This window comes from Micromonospora sp. NPDC049089, assembly GCF_040648775.1.
Classification (GTDB): Bacteria; Actinomycetota; Actinomycetes; order Mycobacteriales; family Micromonosporaceae; genus Micromonospora.
Genome location: NZ_JBEZEH010000032.1, coordinates 25,669 through 41,889 on the forward strand (window position 1 = coordinate 25,669; position 16,221 = coordinate 41,889).

At 73.0% G+C, this 16,221-nt stretch carries 15 protein-coding genes and 1 pseudogene; 13 read left to right on the forward strand and 3 right to left on the reverse strand.

What is annotated here, in order from left to right:
- The first annotated feature begins 5 nt into the window (after window positions 1-5).
- From AB0B48_RS08400 to AB0B48_RS08410, 3 genes are all read left to right on the forward strand, one after another.
- A complete protein-coding gene (locus tag AB0B48_RS08400; RefSeq protein WP_357197816.1) occupies window positions 6-1,226 on the forward strand; it encodes a histidine kinase in 1,221 nt (406 codons plus the stop codon).
- Window positions 1,223-1,888: a response regulator transcription factor gene (locus AB0B48_RS08405; protein ID WP_357197819.1), complete on the forward strand. Its 666-nt coding sequence runs from the start codon at window positions 1,223-1,225 to the stop codon at window positions 1,886-1,888. Before AB0B48_RS08400 ends, AB0B48_RS08405 begins: the two co-directional genes overlap by 4 nt.
- A gap of 147 nt (window positions 1,889-2,035) precedes the next feature.
- Entirely contained in the window at window positions 2,036-4,510 is a 2,475-nt protein-coding gene (locus AB0B48_RS08410) for an ABC transporter permease (protein WP_357197822.1), read from the forward strand.
- A 111-nt stretch (window positions 4,511-4,621) separates the two neighbouring features.
- On the opposite strand, the gene AB0B48_RS08415 is transcribed toward AB0B48_RS08410, so the two are convergent.
- Window positions 4,622-5,884 (reverse strand): nucleotide sugar dehydrogenase, encoded by a 1,263-nt coding sequence (locus AB0B48_RS08415; RefSeq protein WP_357197825.1) that lies wholly within the window; start codon window positions 5,882-5,884, stop codon window positions 4,622-4,624.
- A gap of 124 nt (window positions 5,885-6,008) precedes the next feature.
- A pseudogene (locus AB0B48_RS08420) lies at window positions 6,009-7,377 on the reverse strand (protein kinase).
- A 538-nt stretch (window positions 7,378-7,915) separates the two neighbouring features.
- Between AB0B48_RS08420 and AB0B48_RS08425 the strand changes: the two are divergent.
- From AB0B48_RS08425 to AB0B48_RS08470, 10 genes are all read left to right on the forward strand, one after another.
- Complete coding sequence (locus AB0B48_RS08425) at window positions 7,916-8,548, forward strand: RNA polymerase sigma factor (protein ID WP_357197828.1); 633 nt, start codon at window positions 7,916-7,918, stop codon at window positions 8,546-8,548.
- A gap of 16 nt (window positions 8,549-8,564) precedes the next feature.
- Window positions 8,565-9,380 carry a hypothetical protein gene (locus AB0B48_RS08430; protein WP_357197831.1) on the forward strand — a complete coding sequence of 272 codons (816 nt, stop codon included), beginning with the start codon at window positions 8,565-8,567 and terminating at the stop codon, window positions 9,378-9,380.
- A gap of 157 nt (window positions 9,381-9,537) precedes the next feature.
- Window positions 9,538-10,773 carry an ergothioneine biosynthesis glutamate--cysteine ligase EgtA gene (egtA, locus tag AB0B48_RS08435; protein WP_357197834.1) on the forward strand — a complete coding sequence of 412 codons (1,236 nt, stop codon included), beginning with the start codon at window positions 9,538-9,540 and terminating at the stop codon, window positions 10,771-10,773.
- A gap of 20 nt (window positions 10,774-10,793) precedes the next feature.
- Complete coding sequence (gene egtB / locus AB0B48_RS08440) at window positions 10,794-12,131, forward strand: ergothioneine biosynthesis protein EgtB (RefSeq protein WP_357197856.1); 1,338 nt, start codon at window positions 10,794-10,796, stop codon at window positions 12,129-12,131.
- Window positions 12,132-12,174: 43 nt separating this feature from the next.
- A complete protein-coding gene (gene egtC / locus AB0B48_RS08445) occupies window positions 12,175-12,921 on the forward strand; it encodes an ergothioneine biosynthesis protein EgtC (RefSeq protein WP_357197838.1) in 747 nt (248 codons plus the stop codon).
- A 50-nt stretch (window positions 12,922-12,971) separates the two neighbouring features.
- Window positions 12,972-13,937, forward strand: coding sequence for an L-histidine N(alpha)-methyltransferase (gene egtD, locus AB0B48_RS08450; RefSeq protein ID WP_357197841.1), 966 nt, complete (start codon window positions 12,972-12,974; stop codon window positions 13,935-13,937).
- A 216-nt stretch (window positions 13,938-14,153) separates the two neighbouring features.
- Window positions 14,154-14,741 carry a TMEM165/GDT1 family protein gene (locus AB0B48_RS08455; RefSeq protein WP_030338044.1) on the forward strand — a complete coding sequence of 196 codons (588 nt, stop codon included), beginning with the start codon at window positions 14,154-14,156 and terminating at the stop codon, window positions 14,739-14,741.
- Window positions 14,742-14,780: 39 nt separating this feature from the next.
- The gene (locus tag AB0B48_RS08460; RefSeq protein WP_357197846.1) at window positions 14,781-15,143 is read left to right on the forward strand and encodes a DUF1622 domain-containing protein; all 363 of its coding nucleotides are present in this window, start codon (window positions 14,781-14,783) and stop codon (window positions 15,141-15,143) included.
- Window positions 15,143-15,463, forward strand: a complete 321-nt coding sequence (locus AB0B48_RS08465; protein WP_357197849.1) for a hypothetical protein — start codon at window positions 15,143-15,145, stop codon at window positions 15,461-15,463. The genes AB0B48_RS08460 and AB0B48_RS08465 overlap by 1 nt, the downstream gene beginning before the upstream one ends.
- 4 nt (window positions 15,464-15,467) lie before the next feature.
- Window positions 15,468-15,665, forward strand: a complete 198-nt coding sequence (locus AB0B48_RS08470) for a hypothetical protein (protein WP_355009870.1) — start codon at window positions 15,468-15,470, stop codon at window positions 15,663-15,665.
- Between the two features lie 99 nt (window positions 15,666-15,764).
- On the opposite strand, the gene AB0B48_RS08475 is transcribed toward AB0B48_RS08470, so the two are convergent.
- A partial coding sequence (locus AB0B48_RS08475) for a Na+/H+ antiporter NhaA (protein ID WP_357197853.1) occupies window positions 15,765-16,221 on the reverse strand: 457 nt, incomplete at its 5' end.

Here is a 16,221-nt window from a genome sequence, read left to right on the forward strand (position 1 = left end):
GCTGGGTGACCGTGACACGCACCCTGTTCGGTCGCCCGCTGCGCGGCGTCGCCTTCGACGTGGCCGTGGCCGCGCTGGTGGTCCTCGTCTCCCTGGCCGCGGCGGTGAACCAGCCGGGCGGTTGGGCGGCCACGGCGGTCGGCCTGGGGATGGCGGTCGCGTTGCTGTTCCGCCGCACCCACCCGAGCGCGGTGACGGTGGCGGTCGCGGCGCTCGCGCTGATCCAGGTCATCGCCCGCTGGGGTCCACTCATCTACGACGTGGCCGTCCTGATCGCGCTCTACAGCGTGGTGAAGTACGGCCGGCGGCTGCGCGACGGCGTGTTGGCCGGCGCTGTCGCGGCCGTCGGGGTGCTGCTGGCCGCCGCGCAGACCCCCAACGTCATCCAGTGGTGGGTGACCGCGCTGTGGTACGCGCTGGTCACCGGCGCGGTGTGGTTGGTCGCGCTGAACGTGCGGACCCGCCGGCTCTACGTGCTCAGCCTGGAGGAGCGGGCCACCACCCTGGAACGCGAGCGGGAGGCCGAGTCCCGGGCGGCGGTCGCCGAGGAACGCACCCGGATAGCCCGTGAGCTGCACGACGTGGTCGCCCACAGCATGGCCGTGATGATCGTCCAGGCGGACGGGGCCCGGTTCATGCTCGACCGTGACCCCGCCCAGGCGCGCACCGCCGTGAAGGTGGTAGCGGACACCGGCCGGCAGGCCCTCGAAGAGATGCGCCGCCTGGTCGGCGTACTCCGCGACGCCGGCCCCGCCGGCGCGGACGGGACCGACGGGCTCGCTGTGGCGGCCGACCCCGAGCACCGACGCCTCGCGCTGGCCGAGCTGCCCGACCTGCTGGCCCGGTTCGACGACGCCGGTCTGCACGTCCGCAGCACCGTCACCGGTGTGCCACCGGCCCTGCCACCGGGCCTGGAGCTGACCGTCTACCGGGTGGTGCAGGAGGCGCTGACCAACGCGCTCAAGCACGCCGGCGTCGGCGCCGGCGTCGAGGTCGTCCTGTCGTACACCGCCGAGGCCGTCGTGGTCCGGGTGGTCGACGACGGTCGCGGCCGCCCGCTGGTCAGCCCGGCGCCGTCCGGCGGTCACGGCCTGCTCGGCATGCGGGAGCGGGTGACGGTGTACGACGGCAGCCTCACCGCCGGTCCCCGGCCGACCGGGGGCTGGCAGGTCGAGGTCCGGCTGCCGCTACCGTCAGAGAGGGCAACGGAGGTGATCGCGGCATGACGGTCCGGGTAGTGATCGTGGACGACCAGGCGCTGGTCCGCGCCGGGTTCCGGATGGTGCTGGAATCCCAGCCCGACCTGGAGGTCGTCGGGGAGGCCATCGACGGTGCGGACGCCCTGCGGGTGCTCGCCCGCACCGAGGCCGACGTGGTCGTGATGGACATCCGGATGCCCACGATGGACGGGGTGGAGGCGACCCGTCGACTCTGCGCCGAGCGGCCAGCGGGTGGCCCTCGGGTGCTGGTGCTGACCACCTTCGACACCGAGGCGGACGCGTTCGCGGCGCTCCAGGCCGGGGCGAGTGGCTTCCTGCTCAAGAACGTCCCGCCGGAGGAGCTGCTGGCCGCGATCCGGGTGGTGGCCCAGGGTGACTCGGTGGTGGCTCCGTCGATCACCCGTCGCCTGCTGGACCGGTTCGCCGGGCAGCTCGGCGCCGCCCCCAGCGCCGACCCTCGACTCGCGCAGCTCACCGAACGGGAACGGGAGGTGCTGCTGCTGGTCGCCCAAGGGCTGTCCAACGCGGAGATCGCCGCCCGGGTGCACGTGGCCGAGGCGACGGTGAAGACCCACGTCGGGCGGATCCTGGGCAAACTCCAGCTGCGCGACCGGGTCCAGGCGGTGGTCCTGGCGTACGAGAGCGGGCTGGTCACGCCCGGCGGATGACTCCGCGTACGACCTGGGTCGTAGCGGCCGGCGTTCGCACCGCGACCCGGGGCGCACGCAGGTCGAGCGCACAGGTGGAGATCGACAGACCGGTACCGGCCATAGCGTCGGAGGGGTCCGATCCGCCACCTGCACCGGGAGCCCCGCATGATCCGCCTGACCCTGCGTTCGCTGCGCGCCGAGGCGCTGCGCATGCTGCTCTCGGCGCTCGCCGTCGTGCTCGGCGTCGCGTTCGTCGCCGGCACGATGATCTTCGTCGACGGGATGCGGACCGGGGCGTACGAGCGGGCCGGCACCTTCGACCGCCACACCGACCTGGGGGTCTACTCGGCGGGCCGCGAGGTGCTGCCCCCGGCGCTGGTCGACCGGGTGCGGGCGGTCGACGGGGTGGCCGCCGCCGCCGGTGAGCTGACCAACACCGCCGGGATCGTCGGCGCCGACGGTCGGCCGGTGCTCGGCTTCACCATGCTCGTCGCGATCCCGACCGAGGACGCGCTGCGCTCGTACGACGTGGTGGCCGGCCGGTTGCCCGACCGGGCCGGGGAGGTGGTGCTCGACGCGCCGACGGCGGCCGAGCAGGGCTTCGGGCTCGGCGCGGCGGTCCGGATCGGCGCCACCGGTGGGGCGGCCCGCCCGTACACCCTGGTGGGCACCGTCGACGTGGCCGGCACCGCCCGCGACGTCGGCGGTCCGTTCGTCGGCCTGGTCGGGCCGGACGCGTTGACCCTCACCGGCGAGCGGGGCTACGGCCGGATCATGGTGGCGGCCCGACCGGGCGCCGACGTCGCCGCGCTCGCCGAGAAGGTACGCGCCGTGTCCGGCGCCGAAGCCACTGTGAAGAGCCGCCAGCAGATCCTCGACGAGGCAGTGGAGGACGCGGTGCGCAACGTGGACCAGTTCCGCATGCTGCTGTTGATCTTCGTAGGGGTCGCGATAGTGGTGGCCGGCTTCGTGATCGCCAACACCTTCGCGATCGTGCTGGCCCAGCGCACCCGACGGACCGCGCTGCTGCGCCTGATCGGTGCCACCCGGGGACAGGTCTTCCGGTCCACACTGCTGGAGTCGGCGGTGCTGGGGCTGGTCGCCTCCGCGCTCGGGGTGCTGCTCGGGGTGGCCCTCGCCGCCGGGTTGCGGCTGGTGCTGTCCCACCTGGACGTGCCGGTCACCGGTGGGCTGACCGTGACCGGTTCGACAGTGCTCACCGGCCTGCTGCTGGGCACCGGGATCACCGTGTGCGCCGCCCTCCTGCCGGCCTGGCGGGGGACGCGGATCGCCCCGGTGGCCGCGCTCACCGACGCCGCGGTACAGCCCAGCCGGGGTGCCGGCCGGGCGCGGCTGAGCATCGGCGCGGTGGTCCTCGCCGTCGGTGTGGCCGCCCTCGCGGGCGCCGCCAGCGCCGGTCAGCTGCTCCTGGTGGCCGTCGGTGGGGTGCTCACCTTCTTCGGGATCGTGCTGTTCGGGCCGGTGCTCGTCCCCGCGCTGGCCCGGGTGTTCGGCTGGCCGGTCCGACGAGTGCTCGGCGCCGTCGGCGAACTGGCGGTCAGCAACACGGTGCGCAACCCACGGCGGGTCGCCGCGACCGCCACCGCGCTGGTGATCGGCATTGGACTGGTCTCGGCGTTCATGGTCGGTGCGCGCAGCACCAAGGACGGCATCGAGCGCAGCGTGGACGCCCAGATCGGAACGGACTTCGTGGTCAGCGGAATCGGTCAGGACCTGCCGGCCGCGCTCGTCGGTGAGCTGGCCTCCCGTCCCGAACTGGGTGTGGTGCACGAGCAGCGCAGCACTGTCGCCGACGACGTCGAGATCCGCGCGGCCCACCCGGCGCTGGTGGGCCGGACCCTGAGCGGGGTGCTGGCCGGCGACGCCGAGCGGGTCGGGCCGGGGCAGGTGCTGGTGCACCGCGAGTTGGCGCGGGCCCGCGGCTGGGAGGTGGGCTCCTCGGTGACAGTCAGGGGGAAAGCGTTCCGGGTGGCCGCCGTGGTCACCGACGACACCCCGGACGGTGAGGTGCCAGCGGGTCACGTCATCGACCTGTCCGACCAGGACTTCGCCGCGCTCTTCCCCGCCCGACGCGGCTACCTGGCCGAGATCGACCCCGCCGCCGGGGTGAGCGCCGAGCGGGCCCGCGACGCGATCACTGTGGTGCTGGGCCGCTACCCCACCGTGAACCTGATGGACCAGGGCGCCTACAAGAAGATGCTCACCGGGACTGTGGACATGCTGCTCGCCTTCGTCACCGCGCTGCTCGGTCTGGCCGTCGTGATCGCTCTGGTCGGCGTGGCGAACACCCTGAGCCTGTCCGTGGTCGAACGGACCAGGGAGAACGCCGTGCTGCGGGCGGTCGGGCTCACCCGGGGGCGGATGCGGGCGGTGCTCGCCGTCGAGGCGGTGCTGATGGCGCTGGTCGGCGCGGTGCTCGGAGTCGGACTCGGCACCGGAGTCAGCGCCTCCGCGATGGCCCTGCTGGACCGCCTCGGCGGTGACTTCCACGTGGTGCTGCCGCTCGGCCAGCTCGGGCTGATCCTCGGTGTCGCGGTGCTCGCCGCCCTGCTCGCCTCGGTGCTGCCGGCCCGCCGGGCGCTGTCCCGCCCGGTCGTCGAGGCGCTCGCCGACCAGTGACCCGGTCGCCGGGGTCCGGACCGGCCGGGTCAGAGCCCAGGGACCGGACGGACATCCGCCGGCCGGTCCCGCCATCTTCCCCGGCGGCGGGACCGGCCAGCGGTGCCGGGTCTACAGGCGCTCGACCGTCGGGCCGACGCACCGGTTGCGGGTGTCGAAGACGTAGCGCGCGTGCCTGACCACGAGGTCGTAGTCGAAGGTGTCATGGTCGGTGACCACCACCACCGCGTCGGCCGCGCGCACCTCACGCTCGCTGAGCTTGACCACTGTGATCCCGGCCGGGATCTGGTGCGCCTCGGCGTACGGCTCGACGGCGTGCACCTCGGCGCCGAGAGACTGCAGGCGACGGGCCACGTCCGCAGCGGGGGAGTCGCGCATGTCGCCGGTGTTCTTCTTGTACGCCAGACCGAGCAGCAGCAGCCGGGCGCCGCTGACGGCCCGGCCGTCCCGGTTCAGCCCTCCCATGATTCGCTGTGCGACGTGTTCGGGCATCTCGTGGTTGACGTCGTTGGCCAGCTCGATGAACCGGAACTGCCGCCCGAGACGGCGCTTGACCTGCCAGGACAGGTAGCACGGGTCGATCGGTAGGCAGTGCCCGCCGACGCCGGGGCCGGGTCGGAACGGCATGAAGCCGAACGGCTTGGTCGAGGCGGCGTCGATCGCCTGCCAGACGTCGATGTCGAGGTGGTGCGAGAGCATGGTCAGCTCGTTGATCAGCGCGATGTTGACCTGGCGGAAGGTGTTCTCGATCAACTTGGTCAGCTCGGCGACGCGGGTGGAGTCCACCGCTACGGTGCGTTCCACGAGGCGCTGGTAGAACGCGTCCACCCGGGCCAGCGCCGCCGCATCCACACCGGAGACCACCTTCGGGGTGTTCTCCAGGCGCCAGGTCGGGTTGCCCGGGTCGATCCGCTCAGGGCTGTAGCCGAGGTGGAAGTCACCGGGGCTGGTCAGGCCGCTCGCCGACTCCAACAGCGGGCGCAGCAACTCCTCGGTCGTGCCCGGATAGGTGGTCGACTCCAGGATCACCGTGCAGCCCGGGCGTACGTACGGGCCGATACCGGTGCCGGCCTGCTCGACGAAGCTCAGGTCCGGGGTCCCGTCGCGCAGCGGAGTCGGCACCGTGATGACGCAGATGTCGAACCCGGCGGCGTCGGTGTACTCGGTGCTCGGGTGGTAGCGGCCGCTGCCCAACGCGCGGCCCAGCCGGTCGGCCGGAATGTCCTCGACGAACGACTCGCCGGAGGCGAGACGCTTCACCCGGTCGGCGTCGACGTCGAGACCGACAACATCGAGGCCCGCCTCGACGGCCCGCATGGCCAGCGGCAGTCCGACGTACCCCTGACCGATCACGACCAGCTTTTCAGCGCTCACCCAGGCTCCCGCGGCAGATGGTGTAAATAGCCTGCTGAGAGCCTAGAGGCGTCTTCGGCGCCGTAAGTCCGTTTTGGGGATATCGGTGCTGATGGGACTGGCGGGGGTCGGCGCGGCGGTCGGATCAACCGCCCGCCGGCACCTCCGGTTCGACCGGCGCACTGGAGGTGGCGGGTGGATCAGCGGGCGCGCTGGTCGTCGGCGGCGCGGCCGTCGTCGGCGCCGCGCTGGTGGGCGGCGGTGCCGAGGTGACGCCCACCGACGGCGTCGGCGAGTTGACGGTCTGGCTCGGCTGCGGGGTCGGCGTGGCGGAGACCGACGCCGACGGGGAGTTGCCGGGGACGTGCGGCCGGTCCGGCCGGCCCGGCTCGACGCTGGTGATCTGCTCGTTCGCCGCGGGCAGGTCGACGGGGCCGCTCGGCGCCACCGTCGGCGAGGTGGCCGGCAGATTGACCGCCGGGTTGTCGCCGACGTCACGCGTCGCGGCCAGCGCCGCGCCGAGCCCGACCAGCGCGACCAGCATGGCCGCCGCCGCGCCGACGAGCGGACCCCGCCGTCGCTGGCGCCCGTCCGCCACCGCCGCCCCGGCCGGCACGTCCGTCCCGGGTGCCCGGCCCAGCGTCGCGCAGCGCGACCGGCCCGGCCATCGCGGTCGGCGGCTCGCCGCCGGTGACCGCCGTCCGAGCGGCCTCGGCCATCGCCGCTCCGCTCGTGAACCGCTCCAGCGGATCCTTTGCCAGGGCCCGCGACACCAGGGCGCGGACCGCCTCCGGAATGTCGTGCGGCAGCTCCGGCGGCTCGTCGTCCAGGTGCCGCACGGCGACCTGGAGTGGATTGTCGCCGGTGAACGGCGGACTGCCGGTCAGGCAGCAGTAGGTGACCGCGCCCAGGGCGTAGATGTCGGTGGCGCCGCTGACCGGCCTTCCGGCGGCCTGCTCGGGAGCCATGTAGAGGGCGGTGCCCGGCACCGCGTTGGTGCTGGTGATGCTGGTGATGTCGGTGGAGCGGGCCACGCCGAAGTCCACCAGGACGACAGTGCCGTCCTCCTGCACCAGCAGGTTGCTGGGCTTGACGTCGCGGTGCACGATGCCGCCGCGGTGCGCAGCGTTGAGCGCTGCGGCCGCCTGGGCCACGATCGACATCGTCTCGGCCACGTCGAGCCGCCCGGCCGCCTCGATCCGCTTGGACAGCGGCTCGCCGGCGACGAACTCCATGACGAGGTAGTCCGCCCGCCCGCCGTCGGGGAGGTCGTCCGCACCGCAGTCGAAGACCTGCACGATGCCGGGGTGCCGCAGCGCCGCCATGATCCGGGCCTCGGCCCGGAACCGGGCGATGAAATCGGGATCGGAGACCAGCGCCGGCAGGAGAACCTTGACCGCCACCTGCCGGCCGAGGATCAGGTCGGAGGCACGCCAAACGTCGCCCATGCCGCCCGTGGCGACACGTTCGTCCAAGCGGTAGCGACCGCTGAGTACGACCTCCGATGACAACACCGCATTACCGTACCTAGAGTGGCGCGGGGCGGCGCACCGTGGCAGGGCCGCCGGTCGGCTGGTTCAGACCGGCTGATCCGGCCTGACCTGTGTGGACGCCAGCCCTTCGTGACGGTGTGGATGTGCACTGTCACGAAAAGCGACTATTTCCGTCGCTCAGGTCGTCAATGGTGGCAAGAAACCGCCTCCAGGCGTGCTTGGCGTCCGTCGCGTACTGCCCGTTACGACGACGCGCCGTCGAGTCGGGTTGATAATTGTCACTCTTCCGTGACACGACGCCGACTTGTCGCGTCGTGAGCCCCCTTTTAGCGTTAGCCCGGCTCGGGCCCTCCCGGCTACCTCGGCGCGCAGCGCGCCGACCGACCACCCTGGCGTCGGCCCCCGGACACGCCGCCCCGACAATCGTGGTCGCGGGCACAATCAGAGCGGTGGAGGGCGGTGCGGTACCGGTGCTGATCGGGCGGACGACTCGTGCCTCGTGGTGCGCGCCAGCCCGGCTGGTCGGGCCGACACGCCTCGAACGATGCGTGGACCGCGCATGACCGCCGACCTGTCGGAGGTGGTGACCGCCGCGCAGGCCGGGGACGAGGAAGCGTTCCGCTTTCTCTATCGCAGCCTCCAGCCCGGGCTGCTGCGGTACCTGACCGCGCTCGTCGGGGCCGACGCCGAGGACGTCGCCAGCGAGACCTGGCTCCAGATCTCCCGGGACCTGCCCGGCTTCACCGGGGGCGAGTTCCGGGCCTGGGCGGTCACCATCGCCCGTAACCGCGCGATGGACCACCTGCGCCGGATGCGCCGCCGCCCCTCGCTCCCGGTCCCGGTGCAGGCGCTCGCCGAGCTCGCCAGCGACGCGGACACCGCCGAGCGAGCCAGCGAGACGCTCGGCACCGAGACCGCCCTCGCGCTGATCGCCACCCTCCCGCCCCGGGAGGCCGAAGCCGTCCTGCTGCGGGCCGTGATCGGGCTGGACGCGGGATCCGCCGGCCGTGTGCTGGGCCGCCGGGCCGGCGCCGTGCGGACCGCCGCCCACCGTGGCCTACGCCGGCTCGCGGTCCTGTTGGAGCGGCAGAGCCCGGCCGAGTCGTCGCTCGGGGTCGAGGGGGTGCCACCGCAGCGGGTGGGGAGCAACCCCGCCGTGCGGGCATCGCACGTCGAACCGGTGGACGGCTGACGTGAGAGGACTCCCGATGAACCCGTTCCGGCGGGCCGACCACGCCGACACCGAGCGGCTGCTCGACGCGGCCTCTGCCCGGCCGGACGCCACGCTGGATCAGGGCCCCCGCGCCGCAGTGGACGCGAACTCACCTGAGGCGCACCTGAGCGCCCGCGACGTGCCCCCAGCCGAGCCGGTGGCCGCGCTGCTCGCCGCGGCGGCCGGCCCCGTCCGCCCTGGCGAACTGGCCGGGGAGGACGCCGCGGTGGCCGCGTTCCGGGCCGCCCGGGTCAACCCGCCGGCCGTGCCGCAGCGGCCACGCCGTCGCCGGATGACCACCGGCGCGGTGGCCTGGATCGGCGCGGTGGCAGCCACCGCCACCGCCGGAGCCGCCTTCGCCGCGGTCACCCAGGAGCGGGGGCCGGACCCGGTCGCACCGGCACCGTCGCGCCCGTCACCCTCGCCGCACCAGGGCACGTCCCGGTCGGCCGAGCCCGATCGGTCGGTGGGTCCCGGCCTCGCGTCGCCGCCGGGTGCGTCGCCGTCGGTCACCGCCACGCCGCCGGCCGGTCCCACCACCGCCGGCCAGGTGCACGGACTGTGCCGGGCGTGGCGGGCGAAGAAGCCCGAGCAGCGGGAGAAGGCACTGCGCACGCCGGGTTTCCAGAAGCTGGTGACCGCCGCCGGCGGCCCTGCCGAGGTCGAGGCGTACTGCCAGCGGCTGGTACCCGAGACGAAGCCGTCCGAGCCGGCGAAGGTCACACCCTCCGAGTCGGCGAAGCGCAGGCCGTCCCCTTCGGGGAAAGCCCCGCCGTCACCGCCGGGACCGGGCCACCGCGCCGACGGCTGACCAGTCGGGGGTGGGAGCGGTTTGGTTCCGCCCTGCTTCGGAAATTCGTCTGTTAGACAGAGGTTGGTGGCACCGTGCACGCCTCCGACGGTGTCGGTGGGTGGGTTTACGGTGGCAGAGTGTGCCGGACCTGGCACACGGAGAGGGGGCCCGACCCTTGGTGACGTCATCCGACCTGGACCGCAGCGCCATCCTGCGCGAGTCCGCAGCCGCAGTCCGACACCTCGCCCGGATCTGCTTCAAGACCGGCCCACCCATCCACACCGGCGTCGAACTGGAATGGACAGTGCACGACGCCGCCGATCCCGCCCGCCCCGTCGACGCGACGCGGCTGCGGGCGGCGCTGGGGCGGCACAGCCCCGCCACGCTGGATGCCACCAGCCCAGCCGAGCCGCTGCGGCACGGCGGCATGGTCACCCTGGAGCCGGGTGGCCAGTTGGAGATCTCCACCCCGCCCCGCCCCTCGGTCGCCGTGTTGATCCGCGCCACCGAGGCCGACATCGCCCAGGTCACCGACCTGCTGGCCGCCGCCGGGCTGATCCTCGGCAGCAGCGGCATCGACCCCCACCGACGGCCCCGCCCGGTGGTGGAAACTCCCCGTTACCGCGCGATGCGCGGAGCCTTCGACCGCCACGGCCCGGCCGGCCGCACGATGATGTACAGCACCGCCGGCCTGCAGATCTGCCTCGACGCCGGTGAGCCGGACCAGGTCCCTGCCCGGTGGGCCGCGGCCCACGCGGTCGGGCCCCCACTGCTCGCGGCGTTCGCCTCCGCCACCCGACACGCTGGGCGGCGCACCGGTTGGGCCTCCGCCCGGATGGCCGCCTGGCTGGCCATCGACCCGGCTCGCACCCGCCCGGTCTGGTCGCCCTTCCGAACCGAGGACGATCCGATCGACTCCTGGATCAGCTACGTGCTCGCCGCGCCGCTGCTCTGTCTGCGCCGACACGGCGCCGACTGGGCCGCGCCGCCCGGGGTGACCTTCGCCGACTGGCTCGACGGCGCGCTGCCACGACCGCCCACCACCGATGACCTCGACTACCACGTCAGCACTCTTTTTCCGCCGGTACGGCCGCGCGGCTACCTGGAGCTGCGCTACCTCGACGCCCAACCCGATCGGGGCTGGCGGCTGCCACTGGCGGTGCTGACCGCCCTGTTCGCTGACCCGGGCACCGTGCGCGAGGCGTACACGATCGCCACGCCGGTGGCGCACCGCTGGTCGGCCGCCGCCCGACACGGCCTGGCCGACCCGGCGCTGGCCGCTGCCGCGGCGGCCCTGCTCGACCTGGCCGTGAGCACCATGCCACGACTGGAGCTGCCGGCCAGCACCCACGACGAGATCCGGCGAGGGCTACGCCAGCGGCTGGCCGCCGCGGAGAGGAGACACCAGTGAGCGCGAGGAGTGAGCCGGTGGTGCGAGGCCCGCAGGCGGGCCGGGTCGACGGCGAGCGGTTGCGCGACCACATCGCTGTGGAGTTGGCGCGGGCCCGCGCCCGCACCGCGGTGCTGACCGAGGCGGTCGACGACGCCGACCTGATGCGCCAGCACTCACCGCTGATGTCGCCGTTGGTCTGGGACCTCGCCCATGTCGGTAACCAGGAGGAGCTCTGGCTGGTCCGGGACGTCGGGGGCCGGGAGCCGGTCCGGTGCGACATCGACGAGTTGTACGACGCGTTCAAGCAGCCGCGCCGGGACCGCCCCGCGCTGCCCCTCTTGCCGCCCGCGGAGGCGCGCGCCTACCTGGCCACCGTTCGGGACAAGGTGCACGACCTGCTCGACGCGGTGACCTTCACCGAGCGGCCGCTGGTCGCCGACGGGTTCGCCTTCGGCATGATCGTGCAGCACGAGCAGCAGCACGACGAGACCATGCTCGCCACCCACCAGCTGCGTTCGGGGCCGGCGGTGCTGCGCGCCCCGGCGCCGCCCGAGCCGTCGGTCCGGGTCGGCGCGGAGGTGCTGGTGCCGGCCGGCGAGTTCACCATGGGCACCGACACCGATCCGTGGGCGTTGGACAACGAACGTCCGGCGCACCGGGTCGACCTCCCGGCGTACGTCATCGACGCCGCTCCGGTGACCAACGGCCAGTACGCGGCCTTCATCGCCGACGGCGGCTACACCGAACAGCGCTGGTGGAGCGATGCCGGCTGGGAGCATCGGGTTCGGGAGCAGCTGACCGCCCCGATGCACTGGCGTTCCGACGGCGACGACTGGTCGTATCGGCGCTTCGGTCAGTGGGCGCGCGTCCGCGCCGACGAGCCGGTGGTTCATGTGTGCTGGTACGAGGCGCAGGCGTACGCGGCGTGGGCGGGCAAGCGGCTGCCGACCGAGGCGGAGTGGGAGAAGGCGGCCCGCTGGGATCCGACGACCGGGCGCTCGCGTCGTTACCCCTGGGGGGACGACGACCCGACCGAGGCGCACGCCAACCTCGACCAACGCCATCTGTGGCCGGCGCCGGTGGGCGCGTACCCGGGCGGCGCCTCGCCGTTGGGTGTGCACCAGCTCATCGGCGATGTCTGGGAGTGGACCTCGACAGCGTTCGACGGGCATCCGGGGTTCGCCGCGTTCCCCTACCGGGAATACTCGGAGGTCTTCTTCGGCAGCGATCACCGGGTGCTGCGTGGTGGTTCGTTCGGCACCGACCGCTCTGCCTGCCGGGGCACCTTCCGTAACTGGGACTATCCGATCCGCCGGCAGATCTTCAGCGGTTTCCGCTGCGCCCGGGACGCGCGACCGGACGAGTCGTACCGGTGAGTCGCCGCACGACCGGCGGCCCGGCGGCGGGCCGGGGGCGCTGATGTGTCGCCACCTGGCCTACCTGGGGCCGCCGGTCACCCTGGCCGAGTTGTTGTTCGACCCTCCGCACTCGCTGGTGCGGCAGTCCTGGGCGCCTCGCGACATGCGTGGCGGCGGCACGATCAATGCCGACGGGTTCGGTGTCGGCTGGTACCCGGGTGAGGGTGAGCCGGTGCGGTACCGGCGGGCGCAGCCGATCTGGAGCGACCCGACCATCGCCCAACTGGCGGCGGTGACCCGCAGCGCGGCGGTGGTGGCGGCGGTGCGCTCGGCCACGGTCGGGATGGCGGTGCTCGACGGTGCGGCGGCGCCCTTCGCGGAGGGGCGGTGGCTGTTCAGCCACAACGGTGTGGTCCGCGGCTGGCCGGACGCCGTGGTGCCGCTCGCCGCCGGTCTGCCGGTGCGTGACCTGCTCACTCTGGACGCCTCGACCGACTCGGCGCTGCTCTGGGCGCTGGTGCGGCATCGGTTGCGCGCCGGCGCCGACCCGGTAGAGGCGCTCGGGCGGACGGTGACCGAGGTCGCCGCCGCCGCCCCCGGGTCGCGGCTCAACCTGCTGCTCACCGACGGGCATCGGGTGGTGGCCAGCGTGGCGGGGCACGCGTTGTCGGTGCGCGAGTCGCCAGGTTCGGTGCTGCTCGCGTCCGAACCGCATGACGACGATCCCGGGTGGCGGTCGGTGCCGGAGGGGCACCTCCTCGTCGCCACCCCGGGTGAGGTGCGGGTACGTCCACTGCCGACCCGGTGAGCGGGGCCGGGCAGGCACGAAACGGCTGATCGAACGAAAGGAGCGAACCGATGACAGCGGAACCCCTGGAGATCTACCTCGAAGAGGGCGACCTGGAGCGTGGCCTGCGCGACGACGTCCGGGCCGGGCTGAGCGCCGAGCCGAAGTGGCTGCCGCCGAAGTGGTTCTACGACGCCCGGGGCAGCGAACTCTTCGAGGAGATCACCCGACTGCCCGAGTACTACCCGACCCGGGCCGAGCGGGCCGTGCTGGCCGTGCACGCTCCCGACATCGCGACGCTGACCGGGGCCAAGACGCTCATCGAGTTGGGTTCCGGCTCGTCGGAGAAGACCCGGCTGCTGCTGGACGCCTTCACCCGCCGCGGTGGGCTGGGCACGTTCGTCCCCCTCGACGTGTCGGTCAGTGCGCTGCGCGGGTCCACCGCCCAGATCGCGGCCGACTATCCCCGCCTGCGGGTGCGGGGCATCGTGGGGGACTTCACCCGGCAACTGGACCGGCTGCCCACCGGCGGTCGGCGGTTGGTGGTGTTCCTCGGCGGCACCATCGGCAACCTGTTGCCTGCCGAGCGGGCCGAGTTCCTGACGGCGATGCGCGCCGCTCTGGAGGTCGGCGACTGGTTGTTGCTCGGCACGGACCTGGTGAAGGACCCGTCGGTGATCGTGCCGGCGTACGACGACGCCGCCGGGGTCACCGCCGAGTTCAACCGCAACGTGCTGCACGTGATCAATCGGGAGTTGGGCGCCGATTTCGACCCGGCCGCGTTCGCGCACGTCGCCGTGTGGGATCCCGACCACGAGTGGATCGAGATGCGGTTGCGGGCGACCCGGCCGATGAGCGTGCGGGTGCTGGGGCTGACAGTCGATTTCGCGGCGGGGGAGGAGTTGCGTACCGAGGTCTCGGCGAAGTTCCACCGGGAGGGGATCGCCGCGGAGCTGGCCGCGGCCGGCTTCGCCACGGCGGAGTTCTGGACCGATCCGGACGGGCTCTTCGGTGTCACGCTGGCGCGGGCGCGGTGAGTCTGTTCACCCGGCTCGGCCGGTCCGGGGGTGATCCGATAGGCTGAACGCGCGAAGGGGAGTAGCCCCCAATGTCGTGGTCGACATACTGGTGCGTTCCGCATCCGGCCACGCGGCCCCGGTTTTCTCGGGGCGGGCGAGACCTTCGACTCAGGCTGTTGCAGCCGGGTCGAGGGCGCCCCTGTACCTCCTCCCGGCGTGAACGGGAAGGACGTCATGGAGGGATTTTTCGCCGCGCTGGTCGTCAGCTTCGGCGTCATCTTCGTCGCCGAGCTGGGGGACAAGTCCCAGCTGATGGCGCTGACCTTCGCCACGCGGTTCAAACCGATTCCGGTGCTGATCGGCATCACGGTCGCCACCGCTGTGGTGCACCTGGCGTCGGTCGCCATCGGCGCGGGTCTCGGGGCGGTGCTGCCGACCGAGTGGATCTCCCTGGTCGCCGGCGTGGCGTTCCTCGGGTTCGGTGCGTGGACGTTACGCGGGGACAAGCTCACCGAGGAGGAGAAGCGCAAGGCGGAGAAGACCAACAAGACCGCGCTGGTGGCGGTGTCGGTGGCGTTCTTCCTCGCTGAGCTGGGCGACAAGACGATGCTCGCCACGATCACGCTCGCCACCAAGTACGGCTGGTTCGGCGTCTGGCTCGGCTCCACCATCGGCATGGTGGCCGCGGACGCGCTGGCCATCCTGGTCGGCCGGATGCTCGGCCGGCGGTTGCCGGAGAAGACCATCAAGTACGGTGCCGCGATCCTCTTCGCCATCTCGGGTCTCTGGCTGATCCTGGAGGCGGTGAACGAGCTGACCTGAGCGCCGACTAGCTGCCCGGAGGGCGGGTATCGGCCCGGGGTGGAGCCGGCCGAGTTGTTGCGTCAGGGCGACCAGGTGCTGGTTGCCGTGGTCGAGGTGGCCGGCGCGCTGGTGATCTTCGTTGGCGCGGTGTGGGCGGCGGTGCGGTTCGTGGTCGAAGGGCTGCGACACCGCAGCGCCGCCCGCTTCACGTCGATCCGGCTGTCGCTGGGCCGCTTTCTGACCCTCGGCCTGGAATTCCAGTTGGCGGCCGACGTGCTGCGTACGGCGGTGTCCCCGTCGTTCACGCAGATCGGCCAACTGGCCGCCATCGCGACGATCCGAACGGCGTTGAACTACTTCCTGGGCCGCGAGATCCGTCAGGAGCAGCGTCAGGTGGCCGAGGGGGAGCGTCGAGCGTGATGGGCGCCCTGGTCACGACGGTCACCGCCCTGGCGCTGGTCGCCGGGGTGCTCACCACGCTCACCACCGGGGCGCTGCGCAGCGGCGTCCGGGTACTGCTGGACCTGCTCGTCGGGGCCGGCCTGCTCCGGCTCGCCGGCGAACCGGGTTGGAACGGCCTGGCCGGCGCGGTGGCGATCATCGCCCTGCGTCAGCTGCTCGGGGCGGCGCTCGGCAGCTCACCCCCGTGGTCCGGTCGACAATCAGCGGGGCGCTGCGCCGGGGACGATCACCACCTACCGTTGGCCTCGACAGGTGAAACGGGAAGAGCGGGAGGATGACCAGATGAGCCGGCACGACGAACCGAACGAGTACGGCTACGCCGGCGGTGCCACCGCCCCGGAGCCGCCGCGCGGCGGCAAGCCCGACGAGCAGGATCGCGTCGAGGCGGTGGCGGTGCCGGGCGACGACCTCACCGGGCCGACGGCCGAGGCACTGGTCGAGGAGACCGAGGACCTGCCGCCCGCCGACCGTCGCCACTGAGCGCGAGCGCGCGCGGTTGGTGCGGCGGCGCGGCACGACGGCGAACCCGCGCCGCGCCACCCCTCGGCGCCATGGTTCCGTCGGGCAGCGCCGGCGTGGTCAGCGGGCGTCGGGGTGCTGGTAGACGTCGGGTACGCCGTCCCCGTCGGCGTCCAACCGCTCCCGCTGCGCCACCCTCCGGTACGCCGCGTTTCGGCGGCTGAGCACGGTGGCGGCCAGCCCGGCGGAGATCAGCGAACCGAGCAGCACGGCGGCCTTGACCCGGTCGTCGGCCGTGCTTCCGGCCCCGAACGCCAGGTCGCCGATGAGCAGCGAGACGGTGAAGCCGACGCCGGCCAGCAGGGCGATTCCGAGCAGGTCGGTCCAGGTGATGTCCTCGTCCAGTTCGGCGCGGGTGAACCGGGCCAGCAGGTAGGTCGAGCCGAAGATGCCGATGCTCTTGCCGAACACCAGGGCGGCGACGATGGCGATCACGATCGGGTCGCTCAGCAGGGCGCCCAGGTCGGTGCCGCGCAGTGTGACCCCGGCAGCGAAGAGGGCGAAGATCGGCACCGCG

Coding starts and splice junctions, on each gene's coding strand:
- AB0B48_RS08405 (WP_357197819.1), top strand. CDS start 1,223: ATGACGGTCCGGGTAGTGATCGTGGACGACCAGGCGCTGGTCCGCGCC.
- AB0B48_RS08455 (WP_030338044.1), top strand. CDS start 14,154: ATGGAGGGATTTTTCGCCGCGCTGGTCGTCAGCTTCGGCGTCATCTTC.
- egtD (WP_357197841.1), top strand. CDS start 12,972: ATGACAGCGGAACCCCTGGAGATCTACCTCGAAGAGGGCGACCTGGAG.
- AB0B48_RS08430 (WP_357197831.1), top strand. CDS start 8,565: ATGAACCCGTTCCGGCGGGCCGACCACGCCGACACCGAGCGGCTGCTC.
- AB0B48_RS08465 (WP_357197849.1), top strand. CDS start 15,143: ATGGGCGCCCTGGTCACGACGGTCACCGCCCTGGCGCTGGTCGCCGGG.
- AB0B48_RS08425 (WP_357197828.1), top strand. CDS start 7,916: ATGACCGCCGACCTGTCGGAGGTGGTGACCGCCGCGCAGGCCGGGGAC.
- egtC (WP_357197838.1), top strand. CDS start 12,175: ATGTGTCGCCACCTGGCCTACCTGGGGCCGCCGGTCACCCTGGCCGAG.
- AB0B48_RS08470 (WP_355009870.1), top strand. CDS start 15,468: ATGAGCCGGCACGACGAACCGAACGAGTACGGCTACGCCGGCGGTGCC.
- AB0B48_RS08410 (WP_357197822.1), top strand. CDS start 2,036: ATGATCCGCCTGACCCTGCGTTCGCTGCGCGCCGAGGCGCTGCGCATG.